This window comes from Kitasatospora sp. A2-31, assembly GCF_022288725.1.
In the GTDB taxonomy this organism is placed as follows: Bacteria; Actinomycetota; Actinomycetes; order Streptomycetales; family Streptomycetaceae; genus Kitasatospora.
Genome location: NZ_JAKNTA010000005.1, coordinates 569,079 through 593,536, shown reverse-complemented (window position 1 = coordinate 593,536; position 24,458 = coordinate 569,079). Strand labels below are relative to the sequence as shown.

The 24,458-nt window shown below is 75.5% G+C and carries 21 protein-coding genes; 8 read left to right on the top strand and 13 right to left on the bottom strand.

From position 1 onward, the window contains the following. Positions 1-15 precede the first annotated feature (15 nt). Both MCM47_RS17435 and MCM47_RS17430 read right to left on the bottom strand, forming a co-directional pair. Positions 16-627, bottom strand: a complete 612-nt coding sequence (locus MCM47_RS17435) for a hypothetical protein (protein ID WP_238862536.1) — start codon at positions 625-627, stop codon at positions 16-18. Between the two features lie 149 nt (positions 628-776). Further along, positions 777-1,640, bottom strand: coding sequence for a hypothetical protein (locus MCM47_RS17430; protein WP_238862535.1), 864 nt, complete (start codon positions 1,638-1,640; stop codon positions 777-779). 278 nt (positions 1,641-1,918) lie between these two features. Between MCM47_RS17430 and MCM47_RS17425 the strand changes: the two genes are divergently transcribed. The 3 genes from MCM47_RS17425 (at position 1,919) to MCM47_RS17415 (ending at position 4,497) form a co-directional block, all read left to right on the top strand. Further along, positions 1,919-2,350 carry a pyridoxamine 5'-phosphate oxidase family protein gene (locus MCM47_RS17425; RefSeq protein ID WP_238862534.1) on the top strand — a complete coding sequence of 144 codons (432 nt, stop codon included), beginning with the start codon at positions 1,919-1,921 and terminating at the stop codon, positions 2,348-2,350. 148 nt (positions 2,351-2,498) lie between these two features. Further along, complete coding sequence (locus MCM47_RS17420; RefSeq protein ID WP_238862533.1) at positions 2,499-2,951, top strand: MaoC family dehydratase; 453 nt, start codon at positions 2,499-2,501, stop codon at positions 2,949-2,951. Positions 2,952-3,306: 355 nt separating this feature from the next. Continuing rightward, a complete protein-coding gene (locus tag MCM47_RS17415; RefSeq protein ID WP_238862667.1) occupies positions 3,307-4,497 on the top strand; it encodes an MBL fold metallo-hydrolase in 1,191 nt (396 codons plus the stop codon). Between the two features lie 169 nt (positions 4,498-4,666). Here the strand turns inward: MCM47_RS17415 and MCM47_RS17410 are convergent, their stop codons facing one another. Continuing rightward, positions 4,667-7,360, bottom strand: coding sequence for a DUF6493 family protein (locus tag MCM47_RS17410; RefSeq protein WP_238862532.1), 2,694 nt, complete (start codon positions 7,358-7,360; stop codon positions 4,667-4,669). Then, positions 7,357-8,799, bottom strand: coding sequence for an SWIM zinc finger family protein (locus MCM47_RS17405; RefSeq protein WP_238862531.1), 1,443 nt, complete (start codon positions 8,797-8,799; stop codon positions 7,357-7,359). The genes MCM47_RS17410 and MCM47_RS17405 overlap by 4 nt, the downstream gene beginning before the upstream one ends. Before the next feature lie 139 nt (positions 8,800-8,938). Between MCM47_RS17405 and MCM47_RS17400 the strand changes: the two genes are divergently transcribed. From MCM47_RS17400 to MCM47_RS17390, 3 genes are all read left to right on the top strand, one after another. Continuing rightward, a complete protein-coding gene (locus tag MCM47_RS17400; protein WP_238862530.1) occupies positions 8,939-9,850 on the top strand; it encodes an acyl-CoA thioesterase II in 912 nt (303 codons plus the stop codon). 171 nt (positions 9,851-10,021) lie between these two features. Further along, entirely contained in the window at positions 10,022-10,720 is a 699-nt protein-coding gene (locus tag MCM47_RS17395) for a TetR/AcrR family transcriptional regulator (RefSeq protein WP_238862529.1), read from the top strand. A gap of 284 nt (positions 10,721-11,004) precedes the next feature. Continuing rightward, complete coding sequence (locus tag MCM47_RS17390; RefSeq protein WP_238862528.1) at positions 11,005-11,184, top strand: hypothetical protein; 180 nt, start codon at positions 11,005-11,007, stop codon at positions 11,182-11,184. A 204-nt stretch (positions 11,185-11,388) separates the two neighbouring features. Here MCM47_RS17390 and MCM47_RS17385 read toward each other — a convergent pair whose 3' ends face one another. Continuing rightward, complete coding sequence (locus tag MCM47_RS17385) at positions 11,389-13,233, bottom strand: DUF2398 family protein (protein ID WP_238862527.1); 1,845 nt, start codon at positions 13,231-13,233, stop codon at positions 11,389-11,391. Positions 13,234-13,536: 303 nt separating this feature from the next. Here MCM47_RS17385 and MCM47_RS17380 point away from each other — a divergent pair, with 303 nt between their 5' ends. Next, positions 13,537-14,289, top strand: a complete 753-nt coding sequence (locus MCM47_RS17380; RefSeq protein ID WP_238862526.1) for a lysoplasmalogenase — start codon at positions 13,537-13,539, stop codon at positions 14,287-14,289. Between the two features lie 131 nt (positions 14,290-14,420). Here MCM47_RS17380 and MCM47_RS17375 read toward each other — a convergent pair whose 3' ends face one another. The 7 genes from MCM47_RS17375 to MCM47_RS17345 all read right to left on the bottom strand — a co-directional run bounded on the left by MCM47_RS17375 (position 14,421) and on the right by MCM47_RS17345 (position 22,027). Next, positions 14,421-15,020 carry a hypothetical protein gene (locus tag MCM47_RS17375; protein ID WP_238862525.1) on the bottom strand — a complete coding sequence of 200 codons (600 nt, stop codon included), beginning with the start codon at positions 15,018-15,020 and terminating at the stop codon, positions 14,421-14,423. A gap of 179 nt (positions 15,021-15,199) precedes the next feature. Then, positions 15,200-16,003, bottom strand: coding sequence for an exodeoxyribonuclease III (locus MCM47_RS17370; RefSeq protein WP_238862524.1), 804 nt, complete (start codon positions 16,001-16,003; stop codon positions 15,200-15,202). Between the two features lie 98 nt (positions 16,004-16,101). Next, positions 16,102-17,892, bottom strand: a complete 1,791-nt coding sequence (gene ggt / locus MCM47_RS17365) for a gamma-glutamyltransferase (RefSeq protein WP_238862523.1) — start codon at positions 17,890-17,892, stop codon at positions 16,102-16,104. A 175-nt stretch (positions 17,893-18,067) separates the two neighbouring features. Beyond that, a complete protein-coding gene (locus tag MCM47_RS17360) occupies positions 18,068-19,129 on the bottom strand; it encodes an ROK family glucokinase (RefSeq protein WP_238862666.1) in 1,062 nt (353 codons plus the stop codon). Between the two features lie 41 nt (positions 19,130-19,170). Next, the gene (locus MCM47_RS17355) at positions 19,171-19,986 is read right to left on the bottom strand and encodes an ATP-binding cassette domain-containing protein (protein WP_238862522.1); all 816 of its coding nucleotides are present in this window, start codon (positions 19,984-19,986) and stop codon (positions 19,171-19,173) included. Further along, positions 19,983-21,011, bottom strand: a complete 1,029-nt coding sequence (locus MCM47_RS17350) for an ABC transporter permease (protein ID WP_238862521.1) — start codon at positions 21,009-21,011, stop codon at positions 19,983-19,985. Before MCM47_RS17350 ends, MCM47_RS17355 begins: the two co-directional genes overlap by 4 nt. Continuing rightward, a complete protein-coding gene (locus MCM47_RS17345) occupies positions 21,008-22,027 on the bottom strand; it encodes a substrate-binding domain-containing protein (RefSeq protein WP_238862520.1) in 1,020 nt (339 codons plus the stop codon). Before MCM47_RS17345 ends, MCM47_RS17350 begins: the two co-directional genes overlap by 4 nt. A gap of 310 nt (positions 22,028-22,337) precedes the next feature. Between MCM47_RS17345 and MCM47_RS17340 the strand changes: the two genes are divergently transcribed. Further along, complete coding sequence (locus MCM47_RS17340; protein ID WP_238862519.1) at positions 22,338-23,489, top strand: esterase family protein; 1,152 nt, start codon at positions 22,338-22,340, stop codon at positions 23,487-23,489. A gap of 59 nt (positions 23,490-23,548) precedes the next feature. Here the strand turns inward: MCM47_RS17340 and MCM47_RS17335 are convergent, their stop codons facing one another. Next, entirely contained in the window at positions 23,549-24,448 is a 900-nt protein-coding gene (locus tag MCM47_RS17335) for a hypothetical protein (protein ID WP_238862518.1), read from the bottom strand. Between the last annotated feature and the right edge of the window lie 10 nt (positions 24,449-24,458).

The window sequence follows — 24,458 nt, the reverse complement described above, 5'->3', positions numbered from 1 at the left end:
TTCGCCGTACCGGTTTCAGCATGTTCGGTCCACCTCCTGCTTGAACTCGGTTACCAGCCAACGCGCCTGGTACTTCCGTACGGAAACGGTCGCGATGTAGCGGGTGAGCCGCTTCGGCGGATCCTTTACCGCGCGCGTCGCCGCATCCGCCTGATGCCACCCCGAGACGTCCAGGCAGTCCTCGATCACGGCCGTCTGCGGATCGGCTTTGAGGTCCACGCTCTTCAGCACGGGGGAATTGCCCGGGCTTCCCGTCATTACCAGTTTGGCGTCGTGCAGCTGGCGCAGATTGACGAGCGATCCGCTCAACGCCTTCCCGGAGGAGAAGGCCTCCAGTCGGGAACCGTCCGAATCCGTTCGGCCGAAGACCTCGACCTGCGTCTGCCACCAGTCCTGATACGTCCTCAGCACCAGTCGGCCGGCCGCCCCTTCGGGTCCGTCGGTCGGCGCGATCCGGTCGTTTGCGGAACCACCCGAAGGAGTTAGCGGTGCAACTCCCGCAACAGTGGGCGCAGTCGTCCCGAGGCGATCGACCGAACCGGCGTCACCACCGCCCGCACAGGCACTCAGGAGCAACACCGAAACCAGCCCGGCGCCCCCTACCGTCCCAGTGCGCACCAGATTCAAGTGCCGCCACATCGCCCCACCTCGTCGCGACCGACCCCGTAGGTGGTCCGTGGTCGCCAGAAGATTTCCGCCGTCCCGCTGGTGTGCCGCGAGAGCATCGATTCTTCGCCATCCCGCCCCTGCACGGCAACACCCCGAGCCCCCTGACCTTACGTGGAAGGCGGATCCGTCGGGGCACTTTCGCGCCACAGGACGGCCAACAGTTCTTCGGAAAGCGACAATCCGGCCAATGCGCCCCGAACGGCGGCCCGATTGCGCATCAGCAGGCGCCCGCCCTGCGGCGGTACGAGCAGGCGTGCGCCCGGCGCACCGGCACCCGGTGCGGCGTCCGGCCCACCGTCGAGCTGGGCCGCCACGGCCGGCTGGAGGTCGAGCGGGGAGACCGCCGCGGGGGCGCCCGGGAGGCCGTGCCGCAGGACGGTGGTGAGCGCGTGGCTGAACGATCCCTCGGCACCGGGCAGGACGGCGTCCCGGCCCCGTCTACCGGTGGTGAAGCGGCCGACCCGGCCCCAGAGCGGGACGCGCGGGTAGCTGAGCAGCTCGCCCGCGCCGTCCTCGCCGCCGCCGCGCTCGAGCGCCGCCCAGGTGTCCCGGTCGGCGACGGCGTCGACCAGCAACAGCGCCTCCTCCTGGTCGCCGTGGACCATCGCGCTGACCACCCAGTCCCAGGCCAGGCCGCGACGGTAGGCGTTGTCGGCGGTGGAGCCGCCGGTGACCAGGGCCAGCCGCCGGCCGCGCGGGTCGGCGACCAGCTGGCCGACCAGGCAGACCACCAACCAGCGGCCCGGCCGGGAGGCCGCCTCGCGCACCGCGGTGAGCATGGTGTTGGCGTCCGCGGCCGGGTCCACCGCGGTGACCCGGCAGCCCGCCGAGCCGGCGTCGAAGCACATGCCGGGCAGCACCTCGGCGAGCAGCCGGGCACCCTCGGCCGCCCGGGCCGAACCGCCGAAGCCGCGGTCGGGCCCGCCGTCCGCCCCGATCACCACCAGATCGACCCCGCTGACCACCCGCATCGCCCCCTCCTCGCCGGCCCGCCGTCTCCGGGACCGCCCACCGCTCCGTCTCGCCGCCTCGCCGCGACCGCCGGCCGGGGCTCGTCCGCGCGAACCGCGGCCCGGCCGGCCGGCCGTGCCCCCGGCACGTTCCACCGCCGCGGAGCAGCACCGGCCACCGCCGGACAAGCTACCGCCCCGGGGGCCGCCTCCCCGGCCGGACGAGGGGCTCCCGACCCGGATGCTCCGGGACCATGGGCCCTATCGACCCGCCGTCGGGGCGGAGGACGATCGGACCCATGGACCGTGACGACCGTGTGGAGACCCTGAGCGAGGCCGAGTGCCTGCGGCTGCTCAGCACCGTGCCCGTCGGGCGCGTGGTGTACACCGAGCACGCGCTGCCCGCGGTCCTGCCGCTCTCCTTCGACCTCGCACCGGACGGGCGCCTGTTGCTGGCCGTGCGCCGGGACAGCGCCACCGCGCGCGGGTTGGACGGCACGGTCGTCGCCTTCCAGGCGGACCGGCTGGACCCGGTCACCCGCACCGGCTGGAGCGTGCTGGTGCACGGGCGGGCGGACCTGCTGCGCGACCCGGAGCAGATCCGCCGGGCGCTGCGCTCCGGCCTGCGGCCGTGGGTCGGGGACCCGGACCCGCTGTTCGTCGCCCTGGTGCCGGAGCTGGTCACCGGCCGCCGCCTGCTGCCCGCCGGCCGCACGGTGACGCGCTCCTGACCGCCCGGTGACGCGCTCCTGACCGCCCGCCCGCGCCCCGGGGACGGCCGGGCCCGTTCCCCCCGCGTGCCGCCCGGCTCCTGACAGGTGACCGGAGAGTAGGCATACTCTGCCGAGTCCGCACCCCACCTGCCACCAGGAGCGCTTCGTGACGATCTTCGCGTCCCTCGCCGACCTCACCGCCGCCGTCGGCACCGAGCTGGGCACCAGCAAGTGGCACACCGTCGACCAGTCCCGGATCGACCTGTTCGCCGAGGCCACCGGGGACCACCAGTGGATCCACGTCGACCCCGAGCGGGCGAAGGAGAGCCAGTTCGGCTCGACCATCGCGCACGGTTACCTGACGCTGTCGATGATCCCGGTGCTGGCCAAGGAGTGCTACGGCGTCGAGGGCGTGCGGATGGCGCTCAACTACGGCTCCGACAAGGTGCGCTTCCCCGCGCCGCTGCCGGTCGGCACGGCGATCCGGGCCACCGCGGAGCTGGTGTCGGCCACCGAGGTGTCCGGCGGCGTCCAGGTGGTGGTCCGCTTCACCATCACCAGCGCGGAGAGCGCCAAGCCGCACTGCGTCGCCGAGGCGATCACCCGCTTCTACGCCTGAGGCCTCCGGCCACCCCTCCGGAGCGGGCCGGTCGCCGTTCGGGCCCGCCCCGGCCGGCGTCCGAATCCCCCCGGCCGGCGTCCCCCCGCCCGGAGCGGCCCGCCGGTACGCCGAACGGCCCGCAGCGGGCCGCCCACCAGGTCCGGACGGCCCACGACGAGTAACCTCCGACAAGATGGTTGTCGTACCGCAGCGGCCTCGCCGTCCTGGGTACGCGCCCCGGCGTGTCCGGTAGCCGTAACCGTCCCTGGAGGTGCCCGTGCCCCGCTCCGCTCCGTGGTACTCCCGCGTCGCCGGTCTGACCTCGCCGCCCGCCCCGGCGTCCGCGCCCTCCCCGGACCGGACCGGACCGGGCCTGGCCGGACTCCCCCGGGCGGCCTGGCACCGGATCCGCACCGACGCCTTCGGCGCCGAGCCCCGTGGCGAACGGCTCGCCCGGATCCACCGCTCACCGCAGTTCGCCGACGGGGCCTTCCGCAACCCCCTCCCCACCCGCCGGCTGGTCTACGAGCGCACGCCGCTGGAGATCACCCGAGCCCAGCTGGCCGCCGACAAGACCCGCCGAACGCCGGCGGCCGCCGTGCCGCTGCACCGGCTGCTCCCGGTCGACCTGGCCGCGCCGGCCGCCTCCGGCCTGCGGCTGACCTGGCTCGGCCACGCCACCGTGCTGGCCGAGCTCGACGGCCGCCGGGTGCTGTTCGACCCGGTCTGGGGCGAGCGCTGCTCGCCGTTCGCCTGGACCGGACCCAAGCGGCTCCACCCGGTGCCGCTGCCGCTCGGCGAACTCGGCCCGGTGGACGTGGTGGTCGTCTCGCACGACCACTACGACCACCTCGACATGGCGACCATCCGCGCGCTCACGGGCACCGGCGCGGTCTTCGCCGTCCCGCTCGGCGTCGGCGCGCACCTCGAGCACTGGGGCGTCCCCGCCGGGCGGATCGTCGAGCTGGACTGGTGGGAGTCGGCCGAGGTGGCCGGACTGACCCTCACCGCCACCCCGGCCCGGCACTACTGCAGCCGCGGCCCGCGCACCAGCGCGCTGTTCCTCTGGGCCTCCTGGGTGGTGGCGGGCCGCGGGCACCGGCTCTTCCACAGCGGCGACACCGGCTACTTCCCGGGCTTCGCCGAGATCGGCCGCCGGCTCGGTCCGTTCGACGCGACGATGATGCAGGTCGGCGCCTACTGCGACTACTGGCCCGAGGTGCACATGACGCCCGAGGAGGGCGTCCGGGCGCACCTGGACCTCGGCGGGGAGCTCCTGCTGCCGATCCACTGGTGCACCTTCAACCTGGCGCCGCACCCGTGGGAGGAGCCCGCCGAGCGGGTCGTCGCCGCGGCCCAGGCGCTGGGCGCGCGGCTGGCGGTGCCCCGCCCCGGCAAGCCCTTCGAGCCCGCAGACCCGCCTGCGCTGCGGCTCTGGTGGCGGGCGGTCGCCGCTCCGCCGAAGGACGACACCGGGCTGGTCGTGCCGGCCGCCCCGGCCGGCCCCGAGCGTCCGCCGGCCCGGCCGGTGGCGACGACGGAGGACGACGGCGTCGCGGTGTGACCTCCGGCGCGGGCTCCGGCCCGCCCGGCCGCTCCCCACCCGTGCCCGCGCCCACCGCCGCGGCAGGGGCCCGTGGCCGGGCCCGTGGCCGGTCACGGACCGGGCACGGGGTCGCCGTCGGCCCCGTGCCCGCGCCGGCCCTGCCCGCGCCCCCTCGCGCCGGCCCTGCTCAGCCGGCCAGGACGTCGCGCAGCGAGCGCGCCTCCTTCACCAGCCGGCTCGACCCCGGCCGGGCCGCCACCGCGTCCACCTCCGCCACCGGCCCGCGGGCCCGGCAGCGGCGTGCGGCGTCCGCCGCGACGGCCAGCACCTCGCCGGCTCCCCGGGCGGGCTCGCCCGCGAGCAGGGCCGGCAGGACGGGGGCCAGGACGGACCAGACGGTCGCGTACGCGCCGGTTTCGGCCGCGGCGGCCAGCGCCTGCCCGAGCCGGTTCGGCTTCACCGTGTCGCGGGCGACCAGATGGCCGAGCTCCCGGCCGAGCAGACCGGCGTCGAGGTCCCCGCGGGCGGCGAGCACCAGCAGGGCGTCCACCGCGGCCGTGCGGTCCTCGGGGAAGCGCGCGCCCAGGCCGTACGCCACCGCCAGGTGCACCGCGAGCCCGGCCGGGCCGCCGGCCTCGGCGAGGATCGGCAGCAGCCCCGCGACCCCGCGCTGCTCGCGGTCGGCCGCGCCGGCGAACCAGTCCAGCCACCGGGCCGTCTGCTCCTCGCGGTGGTGCGGGAGCATGGCCACCCAGTGCACCGTCGGCCAGAGCCAGGCGTTCACCTTCCGGGCCCGGGCGATGCTCGGCTCTGTGGCGTCCAGCAGGGCGCGGAACTCCCCGCCCAGGCGCTCGCCGGCCGGGCCCTGCGGCCCCGCCCCGACCCCGGGCTGGGCGACGAGCACCCGGTCGACGTCCTCCCACGAGCGCTCCCAGTAGTGCGGGCCGTGCAGCCGGCTGCCGCTCGAACCGGGGACCGGGGCGAAGACCACGCGTTCCGAGGGCAGCGGCCGGAGTCCGCCGTCGCACAGCCACTGCGCCACCCACCGCCCGGCCGGTGAGGCCAGCCGGCCGGCGTCGGCGAGCACCGCCGGCTCGGCGGTCGGGGCGAGCCGCAGCAGGGCCGCCTGCAGGTCCACCGTCCCGGGCCGGGCGCCGGCCGCCTCGTACGCGGCGATCCGCTCCACCAGCTCGGCCGCCGCCACCGCGCCCGTAGCGTCGGTGGGCGTGGCGAGCAGCAGCGGCGGCCGGTCGGTGGTGACGCGCTGGGCGGCCTCCGCGAGCCGCGCGGCGAGCACGTTCCCGTACGGCGTGTTGTGGTCGCCGCGCAGGGGGTCCCGGCCCTTGTCACGGAAGACCGTGCCCCGCCGGTGCGGGTCGACGTGCCCGGCGATCGCGGCGGCGACGTACAGCACATCGGCCGGGGAGCAGTCCAGCCAGCGCGCGGCGCCGTTCCAGGTGTGCACCCGCAGCACCGGCTCCAGCGCCTCGGCGAGCGCCGCGTGGTCCCGGTGGGCGTGCCTGACCAGGCCGTCCAGCGTGCGCTCGAAGTCGACGACGTCCCCGCCCCCGGCCGCGAGCAGCGCCGACAGCTCCTCGGCGACCTCGGCCGGCGTGGCGATCGGCGCGCCCAGCGGGCGCGGCACCGGCGCGGGCGGGAGCGGTTCGCTCCACGCGGCGTCCGGGTCGCCGTCGTCGCCGACCGGGGCGCCGAGCACTTCCCCGGCCCGGGCGTGGTGGGCCGGGTTGAGCCCCTCGGCGGCGACCCGCAGCTCGGGCAGGACGGCCTCGCCGGCCTTCGCCAGGTGCCGGGCGACGATGTTCAGCGCCCGCTCCTGGAGGGCGGTGTCCGGGTGGGCGAAGGCCTCGGCGGCGGCCAGCACCACCGGGCCCGCCCGCTCCGGCGCGCGCTTCGCGGCCCTGTCCAGCCAGCCAAGCTGGGCCCGGACGAGGCTCTTCTCGGTGCGGAACAGCACCACGGCCGACGCCTCCGCCAGCAGCTCCGGCTCGACCAGGCCGCGCTCGTCCAGGCGGGCCAGCACCTGCTGGGCGTGGCCGGCCACCACCGGGAGCCCGTCCAGCATGGCGACCAGACTGCGGGCGTGTGCCCGGTACTCCGCATCGTCCGGAGCCAGCGCCGTCAGGATGCCGAGGAAGCCGCGCTGGTCGGCGGGCTTGCCGCCGCGCACCAGCCGGGCCAGGCAGCGATCGAGCAGCTCGGCCCGGTCCACCGTGCCGCTGGTCGCCAGCATCGCGACGGCCGCCGGGAAGCCGTCCCCCGGCCGCTCGCCGTGGCGCGCCTCCAGCTGCCGGCCGACGTCCTCCAGCTCGAACACCCGGGGCAGCAGGACCGGCGTGAAGGCGTCGGCGGTCATCAGTTCCTGCAGCGTCCGGGAGTCGCTGAGCCGGCCCGCGGCGCCGAGCTGGTCGAGCCACTCCGCCGTGAAGGCGTCGGTCGCGGGCACCGGGCAGCCGGTCCGGCGGACCACCTCGGCGATCAGCGGGTAGAGGTCCCAGCTCCAGCGCGAGCCGCGCCGGGCCGCCAGCCGGGTGGCCACCTCGACCTGCCACTCGACCGGCTGCGCCCGGACGACCTCGGCGAGCGCGGGGTGCCGGGCCCAGGAGCGCTCGGCGAAGTCCCGCCCGTTGATCCAGCCGGCGGCGCCGGCCGGGCCGGCGTGACAGCCGGCCCCGGCCACCAGCAGCGCCCCGCTCCGCGCACTCGCCTCCTTGGACCACTGGCCGCGGACTTCCTTGCGCAGCTCCTTCAGGGCCGGCAGGCAGGCCCGGCGCTCGACTGGCCCGAGCGCCGCCACCAGGGCCGGCACCTGGGGCGTCCGCCCCTCCCGAACCGCCGTCAACAGCTCCTCGACGCCGCTCACGCGACCGGCTCCTTCCCGTACGGGGCGGGCGAACCGCTCGCCGCGTCCGCGGCGGGCGCCGCACCACCGGAGGCGTTGCGCTCCCGGACCATCCCGACCGCCAGGACGTGCTTGCACGGCCCGCGTCCGCCCCGGTACTTCGCCCACCAGAGGCAGGTGCAGCCGGCCCGGCCGGACTCGTCCGTCCGCACCCGCTGGACGTGGTCGTCCACGGTGACGGTCGCGAGCGAGCCGTCGCCGTCCAGCCGCACCGCGCCCGCCGTCACCAGCGCGTGCGCCGCCCGAAGTCGCGGGTTCCGGGCCTCCGCCCGGCCCGCCTCGTACGGCAGCTGCCGGTGGAAGTAGGCCGCTTCGGCGGTGTCGTAGCCGATCTGCCCGGCGGTGCCGAGCCTCGTCAGCGCGGCCCGGACCCGGGCCGGGGTGAGCCCGGACTGCTCGGCCAGTTCGGCCACCTCGATCCGCGGCTCCCAGGCCAGCAGGACGGCGACCAGGTCGGCGTCCTGCTCGGCCGCCCCGGTGGCCAGGGCGCCCAGCACGCCGCCCTCGCCGGAGAAGCCCCGCGAGGCGTCCGGCGACAGCGTGAGTGTCAGCCGCATGCCGGGCAGCACCACCTCCCAGGCCGAGGCGGCCGGGCCGTCGCCCGGTACCGCCGGGCCGTAGACCCGCAGCGCCAGGGCGTGCCGCAGCACCCGCTGGAGCGCCGCGAGCCGGTCCGGCCCGGGCAGGCAGACCGCGCCGGGCACCGGCCGGGTGGTCGGGCGCAAGGTCCGGCCGGCCGGGACGACCCACAGGGCGGTGCGGGCGCCGGACCGGCCGCCGCCGCGCGGCAGCGAGCGCAGGAAGCGGACCGCCTCGGCGGCGGGCAGCTCGGCGCGCAGGTCGAACCCGGCGGCCGTCACCTGGGTCTCGGCGAAGCCCCGCAGCCAGCGCTCGGGCAGCGGCACCTTCTTCTCGACGACCGGGCCGTCGAAGGTGGTGACCTCCAGCGCGTCCGGCCCGACCGCGAGGTGCAGCGGCTCGGCCGGGCCGATCCGGGTGAGCGCCTCCCGCAGCGGGTTGTTGACGTCGACGTTGGTCGTGCCGTGGCCGATCTCGTCACCGTCCAGCCCGGCCTGGAGGACGTCGAGGCGGGCGTAGACGCCGCAGCAGCCGGAGAACGACTCGAACCGCAGCCGGTCGCCGTTGGCGGTGACCACCGGGTCCAGCGAGGCGCGCAGCTGCGGCTGGTAGTAGCGGGCGGCGGCGACGTCGGCGACCGCGAGCAGCGCGGCGGCGGCCGGGGCCGGGTCGGCCAGGAAGCCCGCGAAGAAGCGCGGGTTGGCGGCCGCCCCGAGCGGGGTGGCACCGCCCGAGGTCTCCAGGGCGAGGCGCGGACCGGCGGCGTCGGAGAGGACGGCGGACGGGCGCAGATAGGCGTACGCGTGTGCGGCTTGCGACATGCGGAGCACGCTAGGAGGGAGCACTGACAACCCGTCGGCCACGGCCGGGAGACTGGAACAGGTTCTATGGCCGAAGTTCGCCCGGAATGGTTACCCAGGTCACACCGTCCGACCGTTGGCTTCTGCCACTATGGGCCTCGTGACCGAGGTGACTGAAGAGAAGAGACGGGCCACCGACGCCATCGGCCCGTTCGCCGAGCTGCTGCGGATCGAGCGGCTGGACGAGAACACGTTCCGCGGCCGGTGCCACGCCGGGGCCCCGATGCGCGCCTTCGGCGGCCAGGTCGCCGCCCAGGCGCTGACGGCCGCCGGGCGCACCGTCGACCCGGACCGCCCGGTGCACTCGCTGCACGGCTACTTCCTGCTCCCCGGCGATCCGACCCGCCCGATCCGCTACGAGGTCGACCGGGTCCGCCAGGGAATGTCGTACGCCACCCGGCGGGTGACGGCGGTGCAGGGGGACGCGGCGATCTTCACCCTCTCCGCCTCGTTCAAGCGGCCGGAGCCGGCCGCCGACCGCCAGCGGGAGGCGCCGCCGGTCCCCGGCCCCGGGGAGCTGCCGGACGCGTTCTCGCTCTGGGACGCGGCGGCCCGCGCCGAGCTGGCCCGATCGGGCGGCTTCGGCTCGCTGGAGCTGCGGTTCGTCCCGGCGGACGCCCCCGGGCTGCCGCCGGCCGTCCCGGGCATGCCGGAGCAGTACGTCTGGCTGCGCACCGGCTCGCCGCTGGACGACGACGACCCGCTACTGCACGTCTGCGCGCTCACCTACCTGTCCGACCTCACGCTGGCCTCGACCGCCGGGCTGCACGTCCAGCCGAACTTCTTCCAGCGGCGGGAGCCGCCGCGGCTGATGATGGCCTCGCTGGACCACGCGATGTGGTTCCACCGCCCGTTCCGGGCCGACGAGTGGCTGCTGTTCGCCCAGCGCAGCCCCTCCTCCTCGGACGGACGGGGGCTGTCGCTCGGCGAGTTCTACGACCGGGAGGGGCGGCTGGTCGCCTCCGCCGTCCAGGAGGCACTGATCCGCGACCGCGGTGCCCGGCCGCGCTGACCTGCCGCCGGGCGGCCGGGGCGCCAGGGCCGGCCGCCCCCGGGAGCGGCCGGGCGGCGCCCGGGGGACGGTCGCGGAGCCGCCCCCGACCGGCAGCGGGACGGCGGGCGAACGCGGGGCGGCCGGCCGGCGTCATACTCCTGAGCGGCCCCGAGCCGTATCATGGTGCGGGTGACCAAGGTTGACCTGTCACCACGACCGGTGGAGGCGATGTCTCCGCGTCAGCTGGAACGCCGCGAATCCCTGATCGCGGCCGCACTCGCCCTGGTGAACGAGATCGGCGTCGAGCGGCTGCAGATGAAGCAGGTCTGCGAGCGCTCGGGAGTCGCCCTCGGGACGGCGTACCGCTACTTCTCCTCCAAGGACCACCTGCTGGCGGCGGCGATCGCCGAGTGGCACCGGCTGCTCCTGGCCGATCTGGTGGCGGAGCTGCGCGGGCCGCGGGCCGGACTGGGCGCCACCGACCGGGTGGTGCGCTTCGTCCGCGGCGGGATGCGCGCCTACCAGCGCCAGCCCGAGCTCGCCAGACTCCGGGTGGCCGTCGCCGCCTCCACCGACCCGTTCGCCAGCGAGGCCCTGCAGGGCATGGCCCGGGCCGACAGCGCCGCCCTGCACGCGGTGATGGCCGAGGTGCCGGCCGCCGCGAGCGACCTGGTGCGGCACATCGTCGGCCACGCCTGGCAGGGCGAGCTGACGGCCTGGGTGACCGGGCGCACCACGCTCGGCGACGCCCGGCGCCGGCTGGAGGACGTGGTGCGGCTGGTGCTGACCCCGTACGAGACGCCGTTCCCGGCCCCCTACGAAGGCCTGACGGAGGTGCGGCCGGACCTCCGGTCCGAGGTGCGGTCCGAGGTCCGGCCGACCGCGTGAGCCGGTCCGGGGCGGGCCGGGGGAGGCGCGGCGCCCGACCCCGGCTCGCGGGAGGCCGAGGCCTCGTCGGCGCGCCCTCCCCCGGCGCCGGTCGCCCGGTGGACGTCGGACGACACGGGTCCGTCGTCCGACCCCGTCACCGGCCGGCGGGTCGAGGACGGCGGCGCCCGGCAACGACGGCGGCGCCCGGTGGCGGGGCACATCCCACAAGCCGACGCCCGCCCCCCATCCGGACTTCACCCGCGCGTAGCGATCGTTAACGCCGCCCTGGAACGCTCCGTGACATGAACGCCCACCCTCCGGCGACCTCCCAGGATCCGCGCTTCCCGCTCCCCCAGCGGCACCGCCGCTTCCTCGCCTGCGCCGCCGTGCTCGCCTCCGTCGCCCTCGGCACCCTCGGTGTCGGCGCCACCGTCGAGACGGTCCGGCACGACACCGTGGCGACCACCGCGGCGGGCAAGTGAGGTGAGCCGGGCCGCACGAACGCGCCCGTCCTGCTCCAGGGGGCGGGGCGGCACGGCCGGGAGTACGCGATCGACGCCGCCCTGGTGGCCGTCGCACTCCGGCGACGCGCAGGGTGATGGCCCGCCCGTGGTCCCCACGGCCGGCGTCGAGGGCATCGGACGCCTCGCCGCCGGACGCATCGGGGCCGCCGGGCTCCGAGTTCCTCAGGCCCGCTGCTCGGCGTGTTCGGCGGTGGGGGACGGGACGGTGACCGCCGGGTCGCGGCGGGAGTGGCGGCCGGTGCCCGGCGTCGGCAGGAGGTCGGCCGCGGGGGCGTAGCGGGCGGCGGGGGCGCGGAGCAGCCAGCCCGGCGGGCGGGTGCCGCGGGGGGTGGGGGTGATCAGGCCCATCCGGTGCAACAGGTCGAGTGCGTCGCGGCGCAGGGCCGTGCGGTCGGCGAGGTAGTCCCGCCGCCAGCCGGCAGGCAGGCCGTACTCGTCGGCGATGTCGCCGAGCACGCCGTCTATCAGCGCGTCGGGAACCGGGACGACCGGCACCGCCGGCTCGCCGCCGGGGGTCTCCGCGTCCTCGGCGGGTTCGCCGGGCAACGGGCGGACCTCCTCGACCAGGCGCTCGACCAGCAGCAGCGCGGCCTGCGCCAGGGTGCCGGGGCCGGGCAGCACGAGGTCGGTGAGTTCCTCGGCGGGGTCGAGCAGGGCGACGCCCTCGGCCCGCGACTCGGCCTCCAGTCCCAGGAACTCCGCGAGGGCCGCCGGGCCGCTGTGGCGGTGCTCGCGGAGCCAGGCACGCTGGTCCTCGGGCAGGTCGGCGACGAGGACGGCCGGGGTCTCGGCGAGCCGGCGGCGGACGGCGGTGCCGGGTTCGGCCTCCGCGGCGCGACGGATCAGGTCGGCGGCGTCGGCGGCGAGCGCGGGCGGCCCGGCGGGGACGGCTCGGGCGAGCTCCCGGTCGACCGTCAGGACGGCGTCCTCGTCGGCCGGCTCGGCGGGCACGCCGGTGAGCACCTGCCAGTCGGCGAGCGTGGCGAGGGCCATGCCGAGGTCGCCCGGGGCGGCGGGGACCGGTCCGGACGCGGCGCGCATCGCCGCCCGCAGCCGGCCGAGCGGCAGTTGCTCCGGGGCGTCGACCAGCAGGGCCAGGGCGAGGGCGAGCTGGGCGTAGCCGCCGGGGGTGAACGGGGCACCGGTGGCCGGGTGTTCGAGCCGGCGGGTGGCGCCGGGACCGAGGCCGGCCTTGCAGAGGCGGGCGTGCCAGGGGCCGACCACGAGGCGGTATCCGAGCAGGGTGTCGAAACGCTCGGCGAGCCAGTCGCGGTGACGGCGGATCAGCGGGAAGCCGTCGGCGTGCGGGCCGGAGGCGGTGACCAGCGGGTGGGCGAGCAGCAGGCGGGCGGCGATCCGCTGCTCGGCAGCGGCGGCGGAACGGTCCTGCGCTCCGGACCCACCGGAACCACCGGACCCACCGGCCGGGGGCGCCACGGCGGCGGCGCCGCGGGACCGCTCGGGCTTGCGGTGCCGCCCGGGGCTGCCGGGCTTGGCGCCCGAGCGGACCACGGGCAGGGTGTCGGCGTCACGCCGGGCACGGCGCGGGCCGCGGGCCGGGCGGGTCCCGCGGGCGCGCAGCGCGGCGGCCGCGTGCGCGGTGGGGCCGTGCCACCAGCTGACGTCCGGCGCACCCCCGGGGGCAGTCACCGCCGCAGTCCCCGCGGCGTTCCCGGCGGCAGCCTGCGCGGGAACGGCCGGTACGGGGGCCGCCTCGGCGGGGGCGCCGAAGTGCCGGGCGGGGTAGAGGCCGAAGGACGCGGCGCAGAGGTCGTCGGCGGTACCGGGATCGGCCTCGGCGAACCACCGGGCGAGCCGGAGCAGCCCGGGGTCGGGCGAGAGCCCGTCGGCCGGGTCGGCCGGTGCGGACCCCTGCGGAGCGTCAGGCCCGGCTCCGCGTACGGCGGCGACGGCGTCGGTGGTGCTCCGCCCCGCCCCGCCCGTGCGCCCGTCCGACGTGCCGCCGGCCACCTGCGTGGCGCCGGCCGCGTACTCCTGCTGCTCCATGTCGTGGACCAGACTAGACGGTGGGCGACGCCCCCGGGGGCGGCAACCGCTCCTCCCGGCGAATTGACCGGCCCGGCCCCGCCGGTCGGCGGCAGCCCGCTGCCTCCCCCCGCCGCTCCCGCGTGCCTCCCGCCACCGTGCGGATCCGCCGCCGCGTCACCGCCCGGTCGGCACCGGGCCTACGCACCGGTAACAATGTCTTCCACCGGCGGGCCCGGTCGCCCAGGGGGGGGACGAACGGGCCCGCCGCCCCGGCCCCGCCGCGCCCGCGCACCGCCCCACCCACCCGGAGGACACCGCCGCATGAGCATCCGTACGACCACCCGCGCCGTTCTCGGCGGGCGCCTGCGCTCCGCCACCGGGCTGCTCGCCGGCTTCGCCGCCACCTCCGCGGCCCACCTGGGCGCGATCCTCACCGAGACCCCGGTGCTGCGCCACGCCACCAAGCCGGCCCTGATGCCCCTGCTGGCCGCACAGAGCGTCACGGCCGCCACCGAGGCCGGCCGGAAGGCCCCGAAGCTGCTGGCGCCGGCGCTGCTGTTCAGCACCGGCGGCGACGTGCTCCTGCAGCTCGGCGACGACACCGCCTTCCTCGCCGGCATGGGCTCGTTCGCGGCGGCGCACGTCTGCTACGTCACCATGTTCGTCCGGCGCGGGGCGCTGACCGACCGGCGGCGGGCCCTGCTGGTGGCCGCCGCGTATGCGACGGCGTGGGCGACGATGATCGGGCGGCTCTGGCCGGACCTCGGCGACCTGCAGATCCCGGTGGCGGGGTACAGCCTGCTGCTCGCCTCGACCGCCGTCACCTCGGCGGGCCTCGGTTGGCGGACCGGCCTGGGCGGGGCGCTCTTCCTGCTCTCGGACACGCTGATCGCGACCAAGCTCGCGAAGTGGCAGGAGTTGCCCGGCCACCAGTTCTGGATCATGGCGACGTACGTCCTGGCCCAGTACCTGCTGGCGAGCGGCACCATTCGGAGCGAGGAGGCGTCCACCGCCGCGCCCGCCGCCGCCCGGCCGGCTCTCCGGCCCGCCACCACCCGGCCCGTCTCCGCCTGACCCGCCGGCGTACGACGCCGGCCGGAACCGGACCGGACGCCGACCCGACACCGACCGCTGCGGCGGTCGGCCCCGGACGCACCGGTGCCGCCGGACCGCTGGTCCGGCGGCACCGCCGTGCGGGACGCCCTTCAGACCGAGCCGGCGCCGGTCCGCCGCCGGAGCAGCCAGAAGCCGCCGATGCCGGCCGCGACCAGGGCCGCGCCGCCGGCCAGCTCCGCCGGGTCGGCCGCGACCGAGCCGCCGAGCCCGGTCTTCACGGCACCGTGCGGGGCCACCTGCTGGCTGCCGGCGCCGGACTGCCCGAGCGAGCCGGCCCACTCCCCCGCCGCCTGGCTCCACGAGCCGATGCTCTCCGCGGGCGAGGACGCGGTCGCGGTGGTGACCGTCACGCTGGTCGAGAAGACGGCGCCGTCCGGGCAGGTGCCGTCGACCTTGTTGTCGCCGCTGTTCTTGCCCGCCAGCCGGGCGGAGCCGGTGTGCTTGCCGTCCGAGCCGAGCGTGAGGGTGGCCGGCCCGCCCTCGAACGCCTGGGAGTGGGCGGTGATGGTCTTGGCGTTGGGCTTGTCGGACTTCTCGCAGGAGACCGTGACGGTCACGGTCTGACCCGGTGCGGCCTGGGACGGGCTGACCGTGGCGGCGCCGTCCTTGGCCAGCGCGGTGGGAGCCGTCAGGCCGGTCAGCACCGCCGCGCCGATCAGGGCGGCGGCGGCCGTACGCGTGGGGCGCATGCCGGAACCTCCGGGATTCTCGGGCGCAGCCGGGGACTCCGAAGTCCACGTGATCGAACAACTACACCCAGTCATCCACCGACGCTAGGCACCCGCCCCCCGCCCGGCCACCGCTCTGGACCGTTCGGGGGACCGGGCCCTCCCCCGGATCCTGCTCACACGCAGTGATCCGGGCCGTCTCAGAGGTCGAGGTCGACCACGACCGGGGCGTGGTCGGAGGTCCCCTTGCCCTTGCGGGCCTCGCGGTCGACGTAGCTGTCGGTCACCGCGTCGGCGAAGGGCTTGTTCCCGTAGGTGAGGTCGATCCGCATGCCCCGGTTCTTCGGGAAGGCCAGCTGGCGGTAGTCCCAGTAGGTGTAGGGGCGGTCGTACTTGAGCGGGCGGGGCACGACGTCCTGGAGGCCGGTCCCGGCGAGGGCGGCCAGCGCCTCGCGCTCGGCGGGGGTGACGTGGGTGAGGCCCTCGAAGGCGGCGACGTCGAAGACGTCCTCGTCGGTGGGGGCGATGTTGAAGTCGCCCAGGACGGCGAACGGGCGCGGGCCGGCCGCGTCCTCGGCCGCCGCCACCCGCAGCGCCTCCAGCCACTCCAGCTTGTAGCGGTAGTGGGCGTGGTCGACCTCGCGGCCGTTCGGCACGTAGACCGACCAGACCCGGACCGGGCCGCAGGTGGCGGCGATGGCCCGCGGCTCGACGTCGGGCAGCAGTGCGCCGTCGGCCAGGTAGCCGGGCTGCCCGGGGAGGTCGCGCACGACGTCGTCGAGACCGAGCCGGGAGACGATCGCCACGCCGTTCCAGCGGCCGGTGCCGTGGGCGGCCGTCTCGTAGCCCAGCTCGCGCACCTCCTGGTAGGGGAAGGCGTCGGTGGCGCACTTGAGCTCCTGGAGGCAGAGCACGTCCGGCTTGGCGTTCTCCAGCCATTCCAGGAGCTTGGGCAGCCGCGCGGTGACGGAGTTGATGTTCCAGGTGGCGATGCGGACGGTCACGGCTTGCGGCCTTCCCGGTGGCGGTTCGGACGGGGGTGGGCACCCGAGCGGACGCCCACCCCGAATCTACCGAACGGCACCGACAGAGCCGGCCGGCATCAGGGAGCGGGCCGCACCACCGCGGCCGAGCCGCCACCACGGCGCACCGGCTCGGCGGCGGCCACCCAGCGGCCGTCCGGCAGGCGTTCGACGCCGGTGGCCGCCCCGATCTCGGGTGTGCTCGCGAACACGTGGCCGAGCGCCTCCAGCCGGGCGCGCTCGGGCAGCGCGAGGAAGCCCGGCTCGGCCTGGGTGGCGGCCGTGTTGCGCTGGCTGGCGCGCGGCGCGGCGATCGCCTGCTCCAGGCTGAGGCCGCGGTCCAGGCGCCCGAGCAGCACCTGGAGCGTGGTGGTGATGATGGTCGCGCCGCCGGGCGAACCGGTCGCGAGCAGCGGCTCGCCGTCGCGCAGCACGATGGTCGGCGAGAGCGAGGAGCGCGGGCGCTTGCCGGGGCCGGGCAGGTTGGGGTCGGGCACCCCGGGGTTGAGCGGGGTGAAGTTGAAGTCGGTGAGCTCGTTGTTGAGCAGGAACCCCCGGCCGGGGACGGTGATGCCGCTGCCGCCGGTCTGCTCCAGGGTGAGCGTGTAGGAGACGACGTTGCCCCAGCGGTCCGCGACGGTGAGGTGGCTGGTGCTCAGGCCCTCGTACGGCTCCGCAGCGGGTGCCGCGCCGGTGTCGGCGCAGCGGGCGGGGTGGCGCGGGTCGCCGGGGGCGAGCGGACTGGTGAGGGCGCGGTCGGGGCTGATCAGGCAGGCCCGGGACGCGGCGTACCGCTCGGAGAGCAGCTCCCGCACGGGGACGTCGTTGAACGCCGGGTCGCCGACCCAGCGGTTGCGGTCGGCGAAGGCGATCCGGCTGGCGTCCAGGAAGTGGTGGTAGTACTGGGTGCCGTCGTACTGCCCGACCTCGCCGTCCTCCAGGATGCCGAGCGCCTCGCCGACGGTGGTGCCGCCGGAGCTGGAGGGGGCGATCGAGTAGAGGTCGTAGTCGCGGTAGGCGACGTGGGTGGGCTGCTGCCGGCGGACCCGGTAGGCGGCCAGGTCGGCGGCGTCCACCTTGCCGGGGCGGGCGTTGCGGCCGGAGGTCGGGTCCACCGGGGGGTGCTGGACGGTCTTCACGATGTCGGCGGCGAGGTCGCCCCGGTAGAGCGCGTCGGTGCCCTCGCGGCCGAGCTGCCGGTAGGTGGCGGCGAGGTCCGGGTTGCGGAAGGTGGAGCCGACGGCGGGCAGCGCGCCACCGGGGAGGAAGAGCTTCGCCGTGTCGGGGAAGTCCTTGAACCGGGCCTGGTTGAGCGCGGTCTGGTCCTGGAACGTCCGGTCGACGGTGAAGCCCTGCTCGGCGATCCGCTCGGCGGGCTTCAACGCGTCGGCGAAGGAGCGCTTGCCCCAGAGCCTGACGGCCGTCTCCCAGGTGGCCGGGGCCCCGGGCACGCCGACGGAGAGGCCGCTGGTGACGGCGTCGGCGAAGGGCAGCGGCTTGCCGTCCTCCAGGAACAGCGAGGTGTCGGCCGTCCGCGAGGCCGTCTCCCGGCCGTCGATGGTGGAGACCCGGCCGGTGGCGTGGTCGTAGTAGACGAAGTACCCGCCGCCGCCGATCCCGGCCGAGTACGGCTCGGTGACCCCGAGGGCGGCGGCGACGGCCACGGCCGCGTCCACCGCGTTGCCGCCCTTGCGCAGCACCTCGATCCCGGCCGCCGTGGCATCGGCGTCGACACTGGCCACCGCACCGCCCCAGCCCACCGCCTCGGGCACCTTGGGCGGTGGTTCGGCCGCTCCGGCCGGCCCCGCGGCGGAGCAGACCAGGGCGGTGGCGAGCAGGATCGGCGGGGTGATGCGGGCCAGAGCTCTCATCCGAAGGGCCTCCCGAGTCGACGTCAACTCCGTTGTTTCACAGGAGGCATGGCCCGGACAACAGGGCCGCACCGGTACCACCGCACAGTCGGCGCTCCGCCCGGGTCCCGGCGTACGCCGGGGTAGCGTAGGGGCGCCCGCCGCCGGGCGGGCGCCCCTACGGACCGGAGGGGCGCTACGGCACGCTGCGCTCCACCCGGCGGCGCTTGATGGTGCGGAAGCGGCGGGCCACCTGGCGGGCCAGGTCGGCGGCCCCGACCAGGCCGGCCTCGTTGCCCAGGGCGGCGTGCACGATGGTGGACTCGGGGCGGAAGCCGCGGCCGGTCAGGGTGCGGCGGAAGGTGTCGCGGGCCGGGGCGAGCAGGAGGTCGCCGGCCTCGGAGACGCCGCCGCCGATGACGAAGCGGCCCGGGTCGAGCGCGGCCGCCAGGTTGGCGATGCCGACGCCGAGCCAGGTGCCCACCTCGTACAGCAGCTCGGTGGCGGTCGGGTCGCCGGCCCGGGCGGCCTCGGTGACCAGCGGGCCGGTGATGCCCTCGGCGGTGCCGCCGGCCCGGGCCAGCAGCGGCTGGACCACCGGCGACTCCTCGGCGACCAGCTCCCGGGCGTCCCGCACCAGGGCGTTGCCGGAGGAGTACTGCTCCCAGCAGCCCCGGTTGCCGCACGGGCAGCGGTGGCCGCCGGGCACCACCTGCATGTGCCCGAACTCCCCCGCCAGCCCGTACTTGCCCCGGTCGACGTAGCCGTCGCGGACCACGGCGCCGCCGATCCCGGTCCCCAGGGTGAGCATCACCATGTGGTCCTCGCCGCGCCCGGCGCCGAACCGCCACTCGGCCCAGGCGGCCGCGTTGGCGTCGTTCTCGACGATCACCGGGAACCGCAGCCGCTCGCTGAGCGCCTCGCGCAGCGGCTCGCCGCGCCAGTTCAGGTGCGGGGCGAACAGCACCGTGGAGCGGTCCGCGTCGACCCAGCCGGCCGCGCCGACGCCCACCGCGTGGACGTCGTGCCGGTCGGCGAGGTCGAGGACCAGCTCGACGATGACGTCCTCGACCACCTTGGGGCTCTTGCTCTTGTCGGGGGTGTCGGTGCGCACCTTCTCCAGCACCTTGCCCTCGCCGTCCACCACGCCGGCGACCACCTTGGTGCCGCCGATGTCGACGCCGATGGTGGGCAGCCGCAGGACGCCGACGGGCAGGGCCCGCCGGCGGCGCTCGGCCCGCGGGCCGAGGCCGAGCAGATTGGGCAGGACCGGCGGCCGGGTGCCGGCGTTGGGGCTGGTCACGGCTGCGGACGCTCCTCACGGGGTTCGGGGGCGGGGTCGGTGGGTCGGCCCAGCTCGTGCGAGAGCTCGGCGAGGTCGGACCCCCCGGCCATCTCGGTGGTGAGCTGCTCCAGGCCGATCTCCGCCCGGGGGTGGCTGCCGGCCGTCCGGCCCCGCTTGAGCAGGGTGAAGTGGTCACCGACCAGGTACGCGTGGTGCGGGTTGTGGGTGATCAGCACCACCCCGAGGCCGGCGTCACGGGCGGCGGTGACGTACTTGAGCACCACGCCCGACTGCTTCACGCCGAGCGCGGCGGTCGGCTCGTCCAGGACGAGCACCTTGGCGCCGAAGTGCACGGCACGGGCGATCGCCACGCACTGGCGCTGTCCGCCGGAGAGGGTGCCGATCGGGCGGTCGACGTCGGGCAGGTCGATGCCCATCCGGGCGAGCGCCTCCCGGGTGGTGGCGCGCATGCCGTCGGCGTCCAGCCGCAGCCCGCCCCAGCGGCGGTGGCCCTGCTCGGAGCCGAGGAAGAAGTTGCGCCAGACCGGCATCAGCGGGACGACCGCGAGGTCCTGGTAGACGGTGGCGATGCCGCGGTCGAGCGCCTGGCGCGGAGAGTCGAAGCGGACCTCCTCACCCCCGACGGTGAAGGTGCCCTCGTCGTGCCGGTGCAGCCCGGCGATGATCTTGATCAGGGTGGACTTGCCGGCGCCGTTGTCGCCGAGCACGCAGCTGATCTCGCCGGCCCGCAGGCTCAGCGAGACGCCCTCCAGAGCGCGGACCGTGCCGTAGGTCTTGCCCACCCGGTCGAGCGCGAGCAGCTCGGTCATCGCGGTCCCCTCTCGGCGCGGCGCTTGACCCAGGAGTTCAGCAGGGCGGCGAGCAGCAGCATCGCACCCAGGAAGAACTTGAACCAGTCGGGGTTCCACTGCGCGTAGACGATGCCCTTGCCGACCATGCCGAAGATCAGCGCTCCGAGCGCGGCGCCGACCACCGAGCCGTAGCCGCCGGTGATCAGGCAGCCGCCGATCACCGCGGCCACGATGTAGATCAGCTCGTTGCCGACGCCCTCGCCGGACTGCACGGTGCCGAAGGAGAACAACAGGTGCTGGCCGAGCACCCAGGCGCAGAAGCCGACCCCGAGGTAGAGCACGGTCTTGGTCCGGGCGACCGGCACGCCGACCGCGCGGGCCGCGGCCGCGTCACCGCCGACCGCGAAGACCCAGTTGCCGAAGCGGGTCCGCAGCAGCACCCAGCTGCCGACCGCCACCAGGCCGAGCCACCACCAGACGGTGGCGCGGATCGTCAGCCCCCCGACGGTCAGCTCGGAGGCGAACAGCCACCGGCAGGAAGCGAAGCCCTCCATGTCGGAGATCGGCTTGGTCGAGACCGTACCGGAGACCAGCTTGGTGACGCCGAGGTTGGCGCCGGTGAGCATCAGGAAGGTGCCCAGGGTGACGATGAAGCTCGGCAGCCTGGTGCGGCCGAGCATCCAGCCGTTGAAGAAGCCGATCGCCAGCGTGACGGCCAGCGAGACCAGTACGCCGACCCAGGTCACCGCGGTCAGCTGGTAGCTGACCATGGACGAGGTGAGCGCAGCGGTGGTCACGAGCACGCCGGCCGAGAGGTCGAACTCGCCGCCGATCATCAGCAGCGAGACCGGCACCGCCATGATGCCGATGGTGGACGCCGCGTACAGCACGGTGCCCAGCGAGGAGACCCGGAGGAACGGTTCGGCGACCGCGGCGAAGACCAGGAAGACCGCCACGGCGGCGATCAGCGCGCCCAGCTCCGGCCGGGCGAGCAGCCGCCGCACCGTCGCCGGGCGCTCCTGGACGAGGACGTCGGTGCTCAACGCGTCCCCCTCGCGACGTACTCGGCGAGGGCGTCGGCGTCGTTCCCGGTGAGGATCTGGGGGCCGGTCAGCACCGGCTTGCCGCCGCCGAGCATGTCCAGGTTGGAGCGGTGGAGCCAGAGCAGGTCGACGCCCTCGTACCCCTGGAGGTAGGGCTGCTGGTCGACGGCGAAGCCGACGGAGCCGGACTTCAGCCCGGCCACCACGGCCTGGCCCAGGTCGAAGGTGTCCAGCTCGACCGGGCGGCGGGCGTCCTGGATGGCCTGCAGACCGGTGGCGGCCATCGGGCCGGAGAGGGTGAGCACGGTGTCGATGGCCGGGTCGGCCTGGAGCTTCGCGGCGACGGCGGCGCGGGCGTCGGGCATGTTGACGCCGTCGACGTAGAGGACCTGGAAGGCGCTGCCGGCCTTGCTGCGGGCGCCGCCGCAGCGCTGCTCCTGGCCGACGTTGCCCTGCTCGTGGATGACGCAGAGGACGTTCCCGCGGCCGCGGGCGGCCAGCTCGGCGCCGGCGGCCTGGCCGGCGGTGGACTCGTCCTGGCCGATGTGGGTGAGTGCGCCGAATCTCGCGGAGTACTCCTGGCCCGAGTTGATGGTGATCACCGGGATGCCGGCGGCCTTGGCCTTGCCGAGCACGTCGGCGAGCGCGTCGCCCTTGGCGAGGGTGACCAGCAGGCCGTCGACCTTCTGGTCGATGGCGGCCTGGACGAGCTGGACCTGGTTCTGGGTCTGCGCGTCGTTGGAGTATAGGAAGGTGATGTTGTCCTTGGCGGCGGCCTGCTCGGCGCCCTTGCGCACGGTGTCCCAGAAGGCGTCGCCGGCGCCCGCGTGGGTCACCATCGCGACCTTCCAGCGCGGGGTGGTGACGGCGCTGCCGGCGGCGGCCGCGGCCTTGGCGCGGGCCTGCTCGGCGCGTCTGCCTCCGGTGCTGCTGCAGCCGGCCACGGCGACCACCACGGCCAGCGCGGCGCAGGCGGGCCAGAACCGGCGGGAAGGGCGAAAGCGGGTTGTGCTCATCCCCATAGTCTCGCTGGCCCGCGAGCGCGCGATTGCACCGCCTCGCCCGCCACCGGGGTCCGGACGGGCGGTATCGTGCCCTGTCGGGGGCAATCCTGGCGTCCGCCGGGCGGATGGTCCGGGTGCGGGCTGTCAGGGTGGCAGACTAGGGCGGACCCGGAAAGGGATCATCACGGAAACGTGATGTTCCTCTCAGGTTCCGCACAGATTCGGACGGCAACCGATCCCCGTTTGAGGCCGTCCAATGCCATTGGAGTGCGTTCGGGCGAGTGGGGCCCGAGCGGCTTGCGAACCCGGATACGAGACTTTGATGCAACTGACAGGCACGCCCTTCCTCATCTGCACGGTGATCCTCGTGCCGATCTCCATCGCGGTGGCGATGCTGTGCTGGGGTCGGGTACGCGGGCCCCAGCCGGTGCGGATCCTGTCCCGGCTCGTCATGATCGTGTTCTGCCAGATCACGGCCGTGGTCATGGTGTTCGTCATGGTCAACAACGCCAACCTGATCTACGGCAGCTGGGAGGACCTGCTGGGCACCGGGAACCACGTCCGCGCGGTGCCCTCGATCCCGCCGGCCGAGCAGCCGGTCCCGGCCGCGGGCGGCACGGCCAGCGGGCAGCCGGCCGCGGGCGGGGACGCCGCGAAGCCCAAGCTCACCCAGCAGTTCCGCGGCGTCAACGATCCGGCCGTCCCGGGCGACGTGCAGAAGACCGACCTCAAGGGCCCGGTCTCCGGCGTCGACGGCGAGGTGCTGGTCTGGCTCCCGCCGCAGTACAACGACCCCGCGTTCAAGGACAAGAAGTTCCCGGTCGTCGAGCTGATCCCGGGCTACCCGGGTTCCTCGTCCACCTGGTACGGCACCCTGAAGGTCTCCGAGCAGCTGAAGCCGCTGATGCAGCAGGGCAAGGTGGCGCCGTTCATCCTGGTCTCGCCCCGCACCCTGTTGCTCAGCGGCCACCAGGACGCCGGGTGCACCGACATCCCCGGCAAGATCAACGCTGACGCCTGGCTGACGCGGGACGTGCCGCAGATGGTCATGGACAACTTCCGCGCCGACCCGTCGCCCGAGCGCTGGGGCATCGCCGGCTATTCGGCCGGCGCCCACTGCGCGGCCAAGCTCTCGCTCGCCCACCCGAACCGCTACCGCGCCGGCGTGGCCCTGTCCGGCTACAACGACCCGGCGGTCGAGAAGGACTCGCTGGTCGGCAAGGACGCCAAGCTGCGCGAGGCCAACAACCCGGTCAACATCCTGAAGAGCGCCCAGCAGCCGCCGAAGGTCGCGCTGTACGTCTCCGGGAACAAGGGCGACGGCTTCGAGGACGGCCAGGCGATCGCCGCCGTGGCCAAGGCCCCGACCACCGTCCAGGTCCAGGAGGCCACCGGCCCGCACACCACCGACCAGTGGAAGGCCCTGGTGCCCGGCGTCTTCGAGTGGCTGACCGGCGTCATCCCGGTCCAGTAGGACGAACGGATACGGAAGGGCCCGCCGGTGTGCGGCGGGCCCTTCCGGCGTTCCGGTCCTCAGACGGTGTCGGCGTACCAGATCCGGCTCGGCGGATCCCCGGCCTCGGTGTCCGCGCTGAAGCGCCTGGGCATCCCCGGGCGCAGCGCGGGCCTGACCACCTGCCAGAGCCGTTCGACCGCCTGACCGGTGAAGCCGTCGAATTCCGGCACCGCCTGGAGCAGGACGGCGCCGCCGGGCAGCTCCTCCACCCGGTGGAACCCGGCGGCGCGGATGGCCTCCGCACCGCCGAGCTGCTGCGCGATCTCCCGGGGGACGACCATCAGCCACTCGTACCCGCGCAGCAGCCGCCGCGACTGCGGCAGCGTCATGCCGGGCAGCGGCGGACCGACCCGCTCCTCGTGCTCGGTCCGGCCCAGGGTCCGGGCGTAGCCGATCTGCGCGTAGGAGGGGTCGACCTCCTGCGCGAAATCGCGCAGCAGGTCCGTCCAGCGGGCCTGGTCGGCCGGCGCGAAGCGCCCCTCGGGGGCCTGCGCACCGAGCCGGATCCAGTCCTCGCTGTCCTCGTCCCGGGCGACGCTGAGGCGCACCAGCGCCTCGCCCGGCATGCCCTCGGCGTCCAGCCGGTAGAGGGCGACCTCCGCCAGCTGGACGTCGGTGGCCAGCCACTTGCGCAGCAGGGGCAGGTTCTTCCGGGTCAGCACCTTGCTGCGGTGGGTGATCCGGCCGTTCCTGCGGTTCACGCTGTCCGCCGAGAGGAAGCCCCAGAGCGCGCCCGGCGGGCCGCACGGGACGGCCTTGGTGAGGGACTCCTCGACGAGGCCGGTGGAGTCGAGGACCGCCTGGAGGGACTCCCCCTCCAGGCGTTCCGCACCCTCGACCAACCAGCGCCATGCGAGACCGGCGAACGCCTCGGCGTCGCGGTACTCCGTGTCGATCTCGCATCGGATGGTGTGCATCACAAGTCCC